The sequence below is a fragment of the Desulfosceptrum tomskiensis genome (assembly GCF_049818055.1).
Lineage (GTDB): Bacteria > Bacillota > Desulfotomaculia > Desulfotomaculales > JASEER01 > JBFLVT01.
In genome coordinates this window covers 1,697,777-1,712,523 of the sequence record NZ_CP187479.1, presented here as the reverse complement: position 1 = coordinate 1,712,523, position 14,747 = coordinate 1,697,777, and the positions used below count along the sequence as shown (strand labels likewise).

At 58.9% G+C, this 14,747-nt stretch carries 12 protein-coding genes and 1 pseudogene; 10 read left to right on the top strand and 3 right to left on the bottom strand.

Going from position 1 to position 14,747, the window contains the following annotated elements; genetic code table 11:
* Nucleotides 1-34: 34 nt before the first annotated feature.
* From ACPV0M_RS08775 to ACPV0M_RS08740, 8 genes and pseudogenes are all read left to right on the top strand, one after another.
* Nucleotides 35-1,564, top strand: coding sequence for a 2-isopropylmalate synthase (locus ACPV0M_RS08775; protein ID WP_425620281.1), 1,530 nt, complete (start codon nt 35-37; stop codon nt 1,562-1,564).
* A 132-nt stretch (nt 1,565-1,696) separates the two neighbouring features.
* A complete protein-coding gene (leuC, locus tag ACPV0M_RS08770) occupies nt 1,697-2,953 on the top strand; it encodes a 3-isopropylmalate dehydratase large subunit (RefSeq protein ID WP_425622171.1) in 1,257 nt (418 codons plus the stop codon).
* A complete protein-coding gene (gene leuD / locus ACPV0M_RS08765) occupies nt 2,954-3,466 on the top strand; it encodes a 3-isopropylmalate dehydratase small subunit (RefSeq protein WP_425620280.1) in 513 nt (170 codons plus the stop codon).
* 60 nt (nt 3,467-3,526) lie between these two features.
* Nucleotides 3,527-5,110, top strand: a complete 1,584-nt coding sequence (gene cimA, locus ACPV0M_RS08760; RefSeq protein ID WP_425620279.1) for a citramalate synthase — start codon at nt 3,527-3,529, stop codon at nt 5,108-5,110.
* Nucleotides 5,111-5,245: 135 nt separating this feature from the next.
* Nucleotides 5,246-6,586, top strand: a complete 1,341-nt coding sequence (gene glmM, locus ACPV0M_RS08755) for a phosphoglucosamine mutase (RefSeq protein WP_425620278.1) — start codon at nt 5,246-5,248, stop codon at nt 6,584-6,586.
* Between the two features lie 621 nt (nt 6,587-7,207).
* Nucleotides 7,208-9,043, top strand: a complete 1,836-nt coding sequence (gene glmS, locus ACPV0M_RS08750; RefSeq protein WP_425620277.1) for a glutamine--fructose-6-phosphate transaminase (isomerizing) — start codon at nt 7,208-7,210, stop codon at nt 9,041-9,043.
* A 114-nt stretch (nt 9,044-9,157) separates the two neighbouring features.
* A pseudogene (locus tag ACPV0M_RS08745) lies at nt 9,158-9,619 on the top strand (BPTD_3080 family restriction endonuclease); the annotation flags it as partial.
* A gap of 59 nt (nt 9,620-9,678) precedes the next feature.
* A complete protein-coding gene (locus tag ACPV0M_RS08740) occupies nt 9,679-10,503 on the top strand; it encodes an AAA family ATPase (protein ID WP_425620276.1) in 825 nt (274 codons plus the stop codon).
* Nucleotides 10,504-10,631: 128 nt separating this feature from the next.
* Here the strand turns inward: ACPV0M_RS08740 and ACPV0M_RS08735 are convergent, their stop codons facing one another.
* Nucleotides 10,632-11,069, bottom strand: coding sequence for a PIN domain-containing protein (locus tag ACPV0M_RS08735; protein ID WP_425620275.1), 438 nt, complete (start codon nt 11,067-11,069; stop codon nt 10,632-10,634).
* On the bottom strand, nt 11,059-11,298 hold the full coding sequence (locus ACPV0M_RS08730) for a DUF6364 family protein (RefSeq protein WP_425620274.1): 240 nt from the start codon (nt 11,296-11,298) through the stop codon (nt 11,059-11,061). Before ACPV0M_RS08730 ends, ACPV0M_RS08735 begins: the two co-directional genes overlap by 11 nt.
* Before the next feature lie 149 nt (nt 11,299-11,447).
* Between ACPV0M_RS08730 and ACPV0M_RS08725 the strand changes: the two genes are divergently transcribed.
* Nucleotides 11,448-11,882, top strand: a complete 435-nt coding sequence (locus tag ACPV0M_RS08725) for an RraA family protein (protein ID WP_425620273.1) — start codon at nt 11,448-11,450, stop codon at nt 11,880-11,882.
* A 105-nt stretch (nt 11,883-11,987) separates the two neighbouring features.
* Here the strand turns inward: ACPV0M_RS08725 and ACPV0M_RS08720 are convergent, their stop codons facing one another.
* A complete protein-coding gene (locus ACPV0M_RS08720) occupies nt 11,988-13,037 on the bottom strand; it encodes an AIR synthase family protein (RefSeq protein WP_425620272.1) in 1,050 nt (349 codons plus the stop codon).
* Between the two features lie 475 nt (nt 13,038-13,512).
* On the opposite strand from ACPV0M_RS08720, the gene nadA reads away from it, so the two are divergent.
* Complete coding sequence (gene nadA / locus ACPV0M_RS08715; protein WP_425622170.1) at nt 13,513-14,421, top strand: quinolinate synthase NadA; 909 nt, start codon at nt 13,513-13,515, stop codon at nt 14,419-14,421.
* The last annotated feature ends 326 nt before the right edge of the window (nt 14,422-14,747 follow it).

Sequence of the window (14,747 nt, the reverse complement as noted above, 5' to 3'; positions counted from 1 at the left end):
GTCTTAAGGAATAAGGAAAAAGAGGAGAGGTATCGTGTCTGACAGGTTGTACATTTTTGATACCACGCTCCGTGACGGGGAGCAGTCGCCCGGCGTAAGTCTGAACATCAACGAAAAACTGCAGATAGCCCGGCAGCTTGCCAATCTCGGCGTCGACGTCATCGAGGCGGGATTCCCCTTCGCCTCGCCGGGCGACTTTGAGGCTGTCCAGGCCATCGCCCGCGAGATCCGCGGCGTGACCATAGCCGGTCTGGCGCGGGCGAACTTCGCCGACATCGACCGGGCATGGGAGGCCCTGCGCTATGCCGACCAGCCCCGTATTCATACTTTTATCGCCACCTCTGACATTCACCTTAAACACAAGCTGCGCATGAGCCGCGAGCAGGTCCTGGAGGCCGCGGCCGCGGCGGTCAGGCGCGCGCGTTCCTATACTTCGGATGTCGAGTTCTCGGCCGAGGACGCTTCGCGTTCCGACCTCGAGTTTCTCTGCCGGGTTGTGGCTGCAGCGATCGAGGCCGGGGCCACGGTCATCAACATCCCGGACACCGTCGGCTACGCCACGCCGGATGAGTTCGGCGCCTTCATCGCCGGGATTATGCAAGGGACCCCCGGCATCGAAAAGGCGGTCTTAAGTGTCCACTGCCACGACGACCTGGGGCTGGCCGTGGCTAATTCCCTGGCGGCGGTAATCAACGGCGCGCGGCAGGTCGAAGGGACCATCAACGGGATCGGCGAGCGGGCCGGGAACGCCGCCCTGGAAGAGCTGATTATGATCTGTTACACCCGGCGCGACCGCATGGGCATTGATTTGAGGATCAATACCGAGGAAATCTACCGCACTTCCAAGCTGGTCAGCCTGCTGACGGGCATGCCCGTGCAGTTCAACAAGGCCGTGGTCGGCAAGAACGCTTTCCTGCACGAGTCGGGCATCCACCAGGACGGCGTCCTCAAGGAGCGTACCACTTATGAGATTATGAACCCGTCGATGGTGGGGATCACCCGCACCAACCTCGTCCTGGGCAAGCACTCCGGACGGCACGCCTTCCGGCAGCGCCTTGCCGAACTGGGTTACAGCCTGACCGAGGAAGAACTCAACGCCGCTTTCGTGCGCTTCAAACAACTGGCCGACACCAAGAAGAACATCGAAGACGAGGACTTGGAGGTTATCGTCGAGGAGCAGATCCGCAAGGTCCCGGCCACTTATGAACTTGAGTACCTGCACATCTTCAGCGGCACGACGGTGAAGCCCACCGCCGTCATCGCCCTGGTCGTCGAGGGAGAGCTGGTCCAGGAAGCGGCCTGCGGCAACGGCCCGGTCGACGCCGTTTACAAGGCCATCGAAAAGATCACCGGCAAAAAGTATATGCTGATCAGCTACGTCATCGACGCCGTCACCGGCGGGACCGACGCCCTGGCCAACGTTACCCTCAAACTGGCCAACGATCAACAAAAGGTCTTTACCGGGCGGGGCATCAGCACCGATGTCATCGAGGCGAGCGCCCGCGCCTATATCAACGTCCTGAACAAGATTGCCTACGACGAACGCCTGAAGGACAGCCACTGAGTGGCTGTCCGCACTGAGCACTGGGCACTGAGCGCTCAAATGCCCAACGCTCAACGCTCAATGCTGATTAAGTGACCGTATCCGATAATTAACGTAACTTTCGAGTAAGGATTGATGAACGCTATGGCTGGTATGACGATCACTGAGAAAATTCTGGCCGCCCACGCCGGGAAGGACCGGGTCGAGCCCGGGGAGCTGATTTCGGCCTCCGTCGACGCCGTCTTGGGGAACGACATCACCGCGCCCCTGGCTATCAAGGAGTTCGAGAAGACCGGGGTGGAGCACGTCTTCGATCCCGACAGGGTGATCCTTGTCCCCGATCATTTCATTCCCAACAAGGACATCAAGTCGGCCGAGCAGGCCAAACTGGTCCGGGATTTCGCCCGCGGGCAGCGTCTGACCAACTACTTCGAGGTCGGCCGGATGGGGATCGAGCACTGCCTCCTGCCCGAACAGGGCCTTGTGGGGCCGGGAGACGTGGTTATCGGGGCCGATTCGCACACCTGCACCTACGGGGCCCTGGGCGCCTTCGCCACCGGGGTGGGCAGCACCGACCTCGCCGCGGCGATGGCCCTCGGCGAAACCTGGTTCAAGGTCCCGGAGTCGATTAGGTTCGTCTACGAGGGCGAGCTTCCCGAATGGGTGGGGGGCAAGGACCTCATCCTGCACACCATCGGCGACATCGGGGTGGAAGGAGCCCTCTACCAGGCCATGGAGTTTACCGGGCCGGTCATCGAGAATCTGTCCATGGACGGCCGCTTCACGATGTGCAACATGGCGATCGAGGCCGGGGCCAAAAACGGCATCGTGCCCCCGGACCGCACCACCGAGGCCTACGTCCAAAACCGCGCCAAACGGCCGTATAAGTTTTACCACAGCGACGGCGACGCCAAGTACGCCCGGACGGTGAACTACGACGTCAGCGAGCTCGAACCGGTCGTCAGCTTCCCGCACAGCCCGGACAACACCCGCTTCGTCACCGAGGCTGACACCGTCGAGATCGACCAGGTGGTCATCGGGTCCTGCACCAACGGGCGCATTGAGGACCTGCGCGAGGCGGCCAAGGTGCTGGAGGGCCGGAGGGTGCACGACAGAGTCCGCTGCATCGTCATCCCCGGCACCCAGGAGATCTACCTGCAGGCCATGGAGGAAGGGCTGATCGCCACCTTCGTCAAGGCGGGCGCCGCCGTGAGCACGCCGACCTGCGGCCCTTGTCTCGGCGGGCACATGGGTATCCTGGCGAAGGGCGAACGGGCCGTGGCCACCACCAACCGCAACTTCGTGGGGCGGATGGGCCACCCCGAGAGCGAGGTCTACCTGGCCGGTCCCGCGGTGGCCGCCGCTTCGGCCGTACTCGGGCGTATCGCCCACCCGAAAGAGGTGAAGTAAATGCGTCTGGAAGGAAGGGCATGGAAGTTCGGGGATAACGTCGACACCGACGCCATCATCCCCGCCCGTTACCTGAACACTTCCGATCCCCGCGAGCTGGCCGAGCACTGCATGGAGGACGCCGATCCGGAATTTCCGTCCAAGGTGGCGCCCGGGGACATCATCGTCGGGGGGCAGAATTTTGGCTGCGGGTCGTCGCGCGAGCATGCCCCGATCGCCATTAAGCACGCCGGGGTTTCCTGCGTGATCGCCAAGACGTTCGCCCGCATCTTCTACCGCAACGCCTTCAACATCGGGCTCCCCATCCTGGAATGCCCGGAGGCCTGCGACGACATCAAGACGGGGGACCGGGTGGCCGTCGAGGCCGATACCGGCAGGATCTACAACCTGACTACCGGCAAGGAGTACAGGGCCCAGCCGATCCCGCCCTTTATGCAGGAGATCGTCGCCAAGGGCGGCCTGATCGCCTACGTCAAAGAAAAACTTAAGGAAAGCAAACCAACAGGACTCTAGACTTAAGGAGCCTTCAAAACCGGGCAAGATCCTAGCGCCTTTTTTGTGGAGGGACCTGTAGTGCAGCAGCAGGTAGAAATCTACGATACCACTTTGCGCGACGGCGCGCAGGGCGAGGGCATTTCCTTCTCAGTTGACGACAAAGTCAAGATCGCCCGGCGCCTGGATAAGCTCGGCGTCCACTACATCGAGGGGGGTTGGCCCGGTTCCAACCCCAAGGATGTGGAGTTTTTCCGGCGGATGCGCGATTACAAGTTCCGGCGCGCACGCCTGTGCGCCTTCTGCAGCACCCGCAGGGTCGGCATTCCGGTCGAACAGGACGGCAACCTGACCGCCACCGTCGCGTCGGGTGTCGGCATCGCGACCTTGTTCGGAAAGAGCTGGGACTTCCATGTTTACCGGGCGCTGAACACCACCCTGGAGGAGAACCTGGCCATGATCCGGGATTCGGTGGCCTTCCTGCGCTCGCGCGGGCTGGAAGTTTTCTACGACGCCGAGCATTTCTTCGACGGCTTTAAGGCCAATCCCGAGTACGCCCTGGCCACGCTCGCCGCCGCCCAGGAGGCGGGGGCGCGGATGATCGTGCTCTGCGACACCAACGGCGGCGTGCTGCCCTCGGAAGTGCCGCCGATCGTCAGGCGGGTTCGGCAGGCGGTGCAGGTCCCGCTCGGCATCCACGCTCACAACGACGGGGGGCTGGCGGTCGCCAACAGCCTGATGGCCGTAGAGGCCGGCGTCGTCCAGGTCCAGGGGACGGTCAACGGCTTCGGCGAGCGCTGCGGCAACACCGACCTCTGCGTGCTGATCCCCAACCTGACGCTGAAGAAAAAAATCCGCACCATCCCCGACGACCATCTCGTCTACTTGACCGAACTCTCCCGCTTCGTCAGCGAAATCGCCAACGTCACCCCCGATCCCCGCCAACCTTACGTAGGCGCCAGCGCCTTCGCGCACAAGGGCGGCGTGCACGTAAACGCGCTCTTGAAAGACCCGCAGACCTATGAGCACATCACCCCCGAAGCCGTGGGCAACAAAAGGAACGTTTTAGTGTCAGAATTATCGGGTCTCGCGAATTTAGTATATAAATACCGGGAACTGAAAATGGGGGACGTGGACAGCGAGGAGACGCGCCGGTTCCTGAACGAGCTTAAAGAACTGGAGTTCCAGGGCTTTCAGTTCGAGGGGGCGGAGGGTTCCTTCGAACTGTTGGTACGCAAAGCCTACCAGGGCTATAAGAAGCCCTTCAACCTGGAGAGCTTGCGGCTGATCATCGAGCTCCGGGAAGACAAACACATCTCGTCGGAGGCGACCATTAAGCTGCGCGTCGGCGACCAGGTGATCCACACCGCGGCCGAAGGAAACGGTCCCGTCAACGCCCTGGACGCCGCTCTGCGCAAGGCCCTGGTGGCTTTCTACCCGCAGATCAACAGGATGAAGCTCAACGACTACAAGGTCCGCGTGCTCAACGAGAAGGCCGGGACCGAAGCGGTCGTCCGGGTTTTGATCGAGACCGGCGACGGGCGCCATTCCTGGGGGACGGTCGGGGTTTCGTCCAACATCATCGAAGCGAGCTGGCAGGCGCTTACCGACAGCCTGGCCTACGGCCTGGTCAAGGCCGAGGAACCCGAGGAGGAAGACGAGTAAATAGATTCCCTGCCTTCCAACATTAGGGGTCCCCTGTTCCCTAACACTTCACCGCCGCCTGCATACCATAAATAAGGATCTTGTAGGACTGCATGATGTGTGATATTTTTATCGGGATGGGGGAATAGGCACCAGATGGGCAAACTTTTCGGCACTGACGGCGTTCGCGGCGTCGCCAACCGCGAACTCACTCCCGAGCTTGCTTACAAGTTGGGACGCGTGGGTGCGTATCTGCTAACTAACGATACAGAAACCCGTTCGATCGTTATCGGGCGCGACACCCGCGTTTCGGGGGACATGCTCGAAGCCGCCCTGATTGCCGGGATCTGTTCCGTCGGCGTCAACGTGTTGCGTGCCGGTATCATCCCCACCCCCGCTGTCGCCTACCTGACCCGCGCCCTCAGCGCGGGAGGCGGCGTCGTCATTTCCGCATCCCACAACCCGTACGAGGACAACGGCATCAAGTTTTTCGGGGCCAACGGCTGCAAACTGCCGGACGCCGTCGAAGAAGAGATCGAGAGGTTTGTCCTCGTCGCCGAGAACGGCCTGTCGTCGCCTACGGGAGATCGGGTGGGACGTGTCTTTGACGTTAATGACGCCGACCGGCTTTACATCAACTTCGCCAAAGGGGCCGGTCCCGCCAGCCTCAAGGGATTGCGCATCGTCGTCGACTGCGCCAACGGGGCGGCTTATCGCGTCGGCCCCCGCATCTTCAAAGAACTCGGCGCGGAGGTCATTCCTCTTGCCGTAGAACCGGACGGCTTGAACATCAATGTCGGGTGCGGCTCTACCAACCCGGCCCGCCTTCAGCAGGAAGTAGTCAGGCAAAGGGCCGACCTGGGCTTGGCTTTTGACGGTGATGCCGACCGCGTCATCGCTGTCGACGAGCAGGGCAATATCGTTGACGGCGACCAGATCATGGTCATCTGCGCGAAGCGTCTGAAGGAACAGGGCCGCCTGGCCGGCGATACCCTGGTAGCCACCGTGATGAGCAATCTCGGCCTGCACCTGGCTTTGCAGGAGGCCGGCATCAAGGTCCTGCAGACCAAGGTGGGGGACCGTTACGTTCTCGAAGAGCTGCTTCGGACGGGGACCAACATGGGCGGGGAGCAGTCCGGCCACATCATCTTCCTGGATCACAACACCACGGGCGACGGCATTCTAACCTCGATGCAGCTACTGAACGCGGTCACCGGCACGGGCCAATCCCTGGGGAGTTTGGCCGGCTGGATGGAGCGCCTGCCGCAGATTTTGGAAAACATCCGAGTCCGCGAAAAAGAGACGATAATGAATGATCCCCGGCTGGAGGCGGCCATCCAAGAACAGGAAGCGCGGCTGGCCGGGCAGGGACGGATCCTGGTAAGGCCGTCCGGCACCGAACCCCTGATCCGCGTCATGGTTGAGGGCAGGAACCGGGATGTTTTAATGCAGGTCGTCAACGAGCTGGTTAAAGTAATCCGGGAGATCGAGCGGTGACAAATACTTGCTTTTGGTCCAACTATTTGGTAATTAGTTTCATGGAGTGATCAACCTGAATAAAGCCGTGGAGGCCATAATTAACTTCTTATAGGAGGTGGTTCACCCGGCGACTGACGACTGAATTGGAAGGTGAGGAATTCGCTGAACGAATTCCATCGAGTCCGACGACAGACGACGGACGACCAACGACTGAATTGAATAGGAAGCGCCAGACCCAGCACTCAACCCGATGCTTGGTTTCCCAAGTTAAGAAAGGGTTTTGCCCCCGGTACCAGAGATTTCGTAGTTCGAATCCGGTACTGGAGGTTGAGTGCCGGGTGACGAGGGGGAGGTTTATCGAAGGATTCGGCGGATGCCTCCCGGCTGGTCACGGCCGTTAGCGACACTACAAATCCGGCGGGCAACCGCCGGGACAAAGGTGCCCGGGTGACAGACGGAAAAGCACAAAAAGGGTGTTTGTCTCTTTATGCCTTTGACAGGCTAAGAGATATTACCTAATAAATGCGGCATGCTGTGCTTCGGCACAGCATTTTTTTGCCTTTAGCTACATTATTCTTGTGTACTTCACTATTCTTGTAGGAGTCTGACCTAAACCTTTCGAAAGGGATTGATGACGACATGTGTGGGATCGTTGGCTATACAGGTTACCAAACCGCCGTACCGGTGCTCCTTGAAGGCTTGCGCCGTTTGGAGTACCGCGGTTACGACTCCGCCGGTATCGCTGTTTTTGAGGAGAACGCTCTTTACTTAAAGAAGAAAGCCGGGGAACTCGAGGTCCTGGTGAACACCATCAACGGACAGTCTTTTAACGGGAAAAGCGGCATCGGGCACACCCGCTGGGCCACGCACGGCGCCCCCACCGACCTCAACGCTCACCCCCACATCGACTGCACCGGCCGCTTTGCCTGCGTGCATAACGGGATTATCGAGAACTACTCGAGCCTCCGGCAGTGGCTGAAGGCCGAGGGGCACATGTTTCGCTCCGAAACCGACACCGAGGTCCTGCCGCACCTCATCGAGCATTACTACAACTTCGACGGCGACCTCTACGAGGCCGTGAAGCGCGCCGTCAGCCGCCTGCACGGCAGCTTCGCCTTCCTGGCCATCGCCCTCAACGAGCCCGGCCGGCTGATCGCCGTGCGCCAGGACAGCCCGCTGGTCATCGGCCTGGGCGAGGGCGAGAATTTCATCGCCTCCGACATCCCGGCCATCCTGCCCTATACCCGCAAGGTCTACCTGCTCGACGACGGCCAAATGGCCGAGGTCACCGACTCCAGGGTCAACATCTTCGACTTTAACGGCAGGTCGATCGCCAAAGACGTCTTCCACGTCAACTGGGAGGCCGAACAGGCCGAAAAGGGCGGCTACGACCACTTCATGATCAAGGAGATCTGCGAGCAGCCCAAGGCCGTCCGGGAAACCCTGCGCGGGCGCATCTCCCCCGACGGCCGCCGCGTCGTCTTCGATGAGCTTTCGCTGGAGGCCGACTATGTCCGCAATCTCAACAAGATCTTCGTTGTCGCCTGCGGTACCGCCTATCACGCCGGCGTCGTCGGCAAGTACGTCATCGAGAAGCTCGTCCGGATTCCGGTGGAAGCCGACATCGCTTCCGAGTTCCGCTACCGCGAGCCGATTATCGGCGGAAACGACCTGGTCATTTTGGTCAGCCAGTCGGGTGAGACGGCCGATACCAGGGCCGCGCTGCGCGAGGCCAAGAGCCGCGGAGCCCACGTTATCGCCATCACGAACGTGGTGGGAAGTTCGATCGCCCGCGAGGCCGACGACGTCATCTACACCTGGGCCGGGCCGGAGATCGCCGTCGCCTCGACCAAGGCTTACGTCACCCAGCTTACCGCTTTTTACCTCTTGGCCCTTTGGCTGGGAGAAGCGCGCGGCACGCTGGCGAAAGGCGACCAGCAGGCCATCCTGTGGGGACTCGGCAATCTGCCCGAGCAGATCGCGCAGACGCTTGAAAACACCGAGTGCATTGCTCAACTGGCGCGCCGGTACGCCGACCGCGAGGACGTCTTCTTCATCGGGCGCGGCCTCGACTACGCCGTCGCGATGGAGGGGGGCCTCAAGCTTAAGGAAATCTCCTACATCCACGCCGAGGCCTACGCCGCCGGGGAGCTGAAGCACGGCACCCTGGCCCTGGTTGTACCGGGCGTTCCGGTGTTCGCCCTGGCGACCCAGCCCGAACTCTACGATAAGACCGTGAGTAACATTAAGGAAGTCAAGGCCCGGGGCGCCGACGTCATCGCCGTGGCCCTCAACGACCACTGCGAAATCCGGGAAGTGGCCGACGAGGTCATCTGCCTGCCGCAGACCCACCCGCTCGTCGCCCCCGTCCTGGCCGTGGTCCCGCTGCAGCTTTTCGCTTACTACGCCGCCGTCGCCCGCGGCTGCGAAGTTGACAAACCACGCAACTTGGCCAAGAGCGTTACGGTGGAGTAGGCTGAGAGAACAGTCTGCCGACAAGGTATAACAATAATCGAACAAAGGGCCCTTGTTCTGGTATAATAATCCCAACATGCCAGATTCAAGGGCCTTTATATCGTTGGAGGGCATATGGATAATCAGTTCTTCGAAAAACCTATCCTTAACTCTCCTTATGAATACCCTGCGAGGCACTGGGAACTTGATGAGCAGGGCCAGCCTACGCAAAGAATTATCGAAAGGCGCCGTCGCGCCGAATTCATCACGCCGATTCCGAAGCCCAGGAAACGCAAGGGTTCATCGGACCAGCAGCAATTGGTTTTCGATGAAGGCAAAGGGCTTTCGACGAAAGCTCAGCAGTATGATCCTACGTCCATTATCAATGAGATTCGACGCCATGTAGATCAGTGGCGAAACAGCCCTCCTGGCGATTGGCGAGTTACGCCTGAAACCGCCCGCCTGCTTCACCACTGGCGATATCATAAGTTCAGCAACATCCAGCCGTTTTTCTGCCAGGTCGAAGCGGTTGAGACGGTCATCTGGTTGACGGAAGTGGCCCCGAAAGCCGGCAAGATCGGCCAGCAATTCAAGGATGTTACACCGCGGCCATAGACTGTTTCGCCATTCGAGACAAGAAACACCTGGCCGAAAAGATGGTTGAGGGTTGCCTTGCCAACCGTACCGGGCTGCCCAGGACCCTGGCCGCGATTCGGGAAAAGATACGTAACTTTGCCCCCGTTCCCGTCAGCGTCAAGGTGCAGGATCTGGACCTGGAGATCAGCCTTTTTTTGAACCAAAAGGCCGGCCCTGACGAATTGCTGGATCAGGCCCTGGAGTTTCCCCAGAAGCTGGCGGAGAAGGATGGCAAACGGGTGGTCGTCCTCTTTGATGAATTCCAGGAGGCGTCCGTTGTTGCCGGCGAAGACGTCTTCAAGCGCATGCGGGCCGCCTTTCAGAAGCAGAACCGGGTCAGCTACCTGTTCTTGGGATCCAAGGAAGGCATCATGCGCAGCCTTTTCTCATCCCGCCGCCAGGCTTTCTACAGGTTTGCCGTGCCGCTCCCGGTTCCCTCTGTGCCGGCGGAAGCCTGGTTGGCGTATATCGTCGGGAAATACGCCGGCCGGGGGATAGAGGCCGACAGGAACGTTGTCGGCGAACTGCTGGAGCTTACCGGCGGCCATCCTTACGATACCATGTTGCTGTGCAACGAAGCCTACCACCTTCTCCTGCAAACGGGCGGCAGGGACTTGACACTGACCTTGCTGAGGCAGGCTTATGCCCAGGCGCTGAGGATTCTGGAGCCACCCTTTACGGAGATTCTCGATGAACTGGGTAGGTCGGCCCACATGCGGGAAGTCATCTGCCGGCTCGCCGCCGACAGTCGACCCTACAAGAGCGGCACCCATCCCAGCAGCGTGGCCAGGACCCTCGACAGGCTGGTTGAGAAAGGTATTATTGAAAAAGTAACAAGAGGTTAGTACCGTTTTGTCGAGCCGATGTTCAGAGACTACGTGAGTGAGCTGTTTGCCTGTTAGGATAAGCACACCGTCCGGCGGGGGCAAGATGCGGGTTGTAACGGTCGCACCGGTGGCCGTGGGGTTGGGTGTTAAACCCGATCAGTGAAGGGGTTGAGCACCCGCACGCCGCCGTAATGCTGCCCAGGGTTCAAGTCCTCCGACCAAATTACGCCGCAGTCAAGGGCCTGTGCGCTGCGGATGATCATCGCGTCCCAAAAGGAAACCTTGTATTGCAGATGCAACTCAATGGCTTCGAGAATATCCTCCGGTTCGGGAATGTGGACGTGCCAGCAGGCGAGATCTTCGATGATGCGCGAGGTCACCTGCGGCGCCAGGGGTCGAATTACCTTCTGTGTTACCGTAACATAAAACTCCTGCAAAACCTGGACGCTAAGACAGCCGCTGCCGGAGTCCCACATCCGTCGCACCAAGTCTGCGGCATTTTTGTGTTTTTCCCCGGCTGAGGCATCGTGGGCATAAACCAAGACGTTCGTATCGATGAACTGTCTTGTCTTGCTACCGCTCATGCAAGTCATCCCTGGTCCATTCGGCCTGTCCTCCGGTGCCCAAGTCGAGCCTGCCCAACAGGGCAAGATGGCGTTCTTTGGCCTTCCGGTACCTGTCCTCTTGACGGGTGGCGTCGCGGAGCAACTGGGTGAGGAGTCCGGACAGCGAGGTGCCCCGTTCTATGGCCAGGTGCTTGGCCCGGCGCAGCAGGGTTTTAGGGAGGGACAGCGTAACGTTTTGCTGTTCCACATTCTTCACCTCCACATGATTAAGTGTAACACGTATTTGCGTGTGGCACAACTGTCCAAACGAAAACCGGGCCGGCGCTGTAAACGGCCTCAGACTTCCCAACCTATGGCCTGGGGTCTGGACGGGCCGGCTCAAAGGAGAGACTTAGGATGGAAAACGCCGAGATCGCCGCGTCCTTCGCCGGGCTTTCCACGCCCTTGATCGCCGACGCATGCCTGCGTCTGGGGCTGCCCCTGAGGCCGGCCCCTCCCGGTATCCGCCCCGTGCTGCCCGGGAGCCGTATGGCGGGGAGGGTGCTGCCCGCGCGCCACTACGGCAGTGTGGATGTCTTCCTGGAAGCCATGATGAACGCCTCGCCAGGGGACGTTCTTGTCATCGACAACGGCGGCAGGCTGGACGAGGGATGCGTGGGGGACCTCACGGTCCTGGAAGCGATGGCTTGCGGGTTGGCGGGGATGGTTGTCTGGGGGTGCCACCGGGACAGCGAGGAACTTGCCGGGGACTACCTGGCCAGGCGGGCGGCGGACCCATCGTACACGTTTCGGAGATACCTGCGCGATCTTGGCGGGGCTATCGAGGAGTAGGCGCAATCAATGCCGCTGATTGGCATCCTGCCGCCAAAGCCAATAACTTAGTAATTCAGGTGTCTGGCACCCATCTTTCATTTGTGAGGGGACGGGTGTGATCAACTAATACCCACGGGCCTTATTGAACGCCTGCCAGAACGGATCGACCACGGGATGCTCTAACCTTGCCTCCCTTCCTCTGTCGATAATAACCATCCCTTTCTCCGGCGCGGTTAGTTGACCTACCACGGAGGAAGCGATCTCTTTGCGCGCTAAGGCATCGACAATCGCCTGGGCCGCATGTTCCCGGCAGGCGATGATCAATGTGCCTTCGCTGATGGACACGTAGGGATCGATGCCAAAACAATCACAGATCTCCATTGCCGCCGGTTCAACCACGATACGTTCTTTCTCCACCCGCAATCCCAAACCTGCGGCCTGGGCTAGTTCGTACAAACCGCCTATAACGCCACATTCAGTCGCATCATGCATAGCGCTGACCCCGTTGTCTCGGACTCCAACCGATACTGCGGTGAGAGCATCCTCGACCACCGACATCTTGAAGAAGAGATCCAAGGCTGCATCTTCTAAATCGCGGCCGCATTTCTCCGCTACGATTTCGGGAAAGACAGTACCTAGGATGCCTGCCGCCTCAATGGCCGGACCCTTGGTAACGATAATCAGGTCTCCGGCCCTCGCCAGCTTCGGTGTAACGTACTCGTCCTTGCCTCCGATACCGATCACGGTTGCCCCGCCGACCATCGGGTAGTGACATCCTTCATAGCGGCCGGTATGGCCGGCGATGATGGAAATGCCGAGCTTTACGCATTCACGGTGGATGGTGTTCCAAAGAATGGCCAGTTCATCTTCGCCGATCTCCAACGGCAGGTTGAGGTCGATAGACAGAAAGCTTGGCCTCAACCCGCAGGTTACGGCATCCGATACAAGAATGTGCACGGCAAACCAGGCTGCCTTCCCCCATCCGAAAGCCGGCACCACAAAAACCGGGTCGGTAGTCAGAGACACCGCGCGGTCGCCGATCTCGATAATCCCTGTGTCGACACCGCTCTGAGGCCCTACAAGAACATTTGTGGCGGGGGCTCCCAGACGCGGATAGATTAGTTCATTGAACACATCCGGCGAGATCTTTCCTGTAGCGGGTAGTTTAAGCATTCCGGGCATTCCCCCTGTTTGTCCCGCAAGTACTACGGATGCTCTGCATTGAACCGTTACGGGCCGAGATACTTGGCTAATATTACTAAAATGATAAAGTTAGTTGGATTATAATTAATTCGCCATTAAACGTCAAGACAAAATGGGGAGAGTTACAGATCCTTGACGGCGCCTGCCATACCCAGTATAATCTCCAGTAATCTGATAGTCATAGTCATATTTACCGCTAGAAATAAGGAGACAGATGTTCGGAAAGTGATTGATGAGTGATCTCACCCGTTTAACGGTCGCTAAAGGAAGGTAGGGAGGTGACGGAGATGTCGGGGATGGCGGGCGGATTGATCTATGCAAATGCTGCGGGGAAGCAGTCTTTCTTGTTCACAGCGACCTAATACAGGTATGCCCGTATTGCCTTGCTCCGGAATACCGCGGCGGCCTCGAAGCTGCGGGCTCGGAGTAGAAGGGGGTATAACCTCTGAAAGAACTGATCGACGAGATTTTAGAATTACGAAAGGAAAGAAACGCCCTTATCTTGGCCCATAACTATCAGCGCCCGGAGATTCAGGATATCGCCGACTTTGTTGGTGATTCATTGGAATTGAGCGTTAAGGCAGCTGAAACGAAGGCTGAGGTTCTTGTATTTTGTGGTGTTCACTTCATGGCGGAGACAGCGGCCATTCTCTCTCCCGAGAAGAAGGTCCTTCTGCCGGATATTGACGCGGGATGCCCTATGGCGGACATGGTTAACGTCGAGGAACTGCGCAGGATGAAAAACGAGCAGCCTGATATGGCTGTTATCTGTTATGTCAACACCAGTGCCGAGGTTAAGGGAGAGTCGGATGCCTGCTGTACGTCGGCAAACGCTGTTAAGGTCGTTCAAAATACAAAGGCCCGCAAGATTCTGTTTGTTCCCGACCGGCACCTTGGGGCTTACGTCAGCGAGGTAACCGGGAAGGAACTTCTTCTTTGGCCGGGTTTTTGCCCTACGCACGCCAGGATCAAACCGGAGGACATTCTGAAGTCGAGAACCGAATATCCAGGAGCGCACGTCGTCGTCCATCCCGAATGCAGCCGGGAGGTAAGATCTCTGGCTGATGCAGTCCTAGGTACCGGTGGTATCATCAGATACGCCAGGGAACGGGATTTCAGCGTTCTGATTGTCGGAACCGAAACGGGAATCCTTTATCGCTTGAGGAAAGAAAACCCCCGCAAAACCTTTGTGGCGGCGTCGGCAAAAGCGGTTTGTCCCAACATGAAGCGGACTACCTTGGAAAAGGTCCTTGAAAGCTTACGGACACTCGCGCCGGAAGTCAGCGTAAGCGAGGAGATCCGGTCGAGAGCAAGGACCTCTTTGGATCGCATGTTGGCCCTGGGCCGTAACTAAATCAACCAAATATCCTCTACTCGTGGTGTGGAACCAATGGACCTGTTCCGTAGCACCAAGGGTAAACATTGCTGATGCTATCATAGTTTGACAATCGCTATCTTGTCCATAAAAACGGCCCGGATTGTACATGCTAGGAGTACTCATCTCTAGTTGATGAAAGCCCTTGGCGTGTAACAGCACATGATCAACATTATGAGTTTCAGGACACGCAGCAGGTAATGGCGAGCATGATGCAAGACATGCGGATACCGGTGGCGATGGCTAAGGTCATATCGGATCCGAAGTCCCGAAAAGCGATAGTCAACATGATGGCTAAGCCGGAA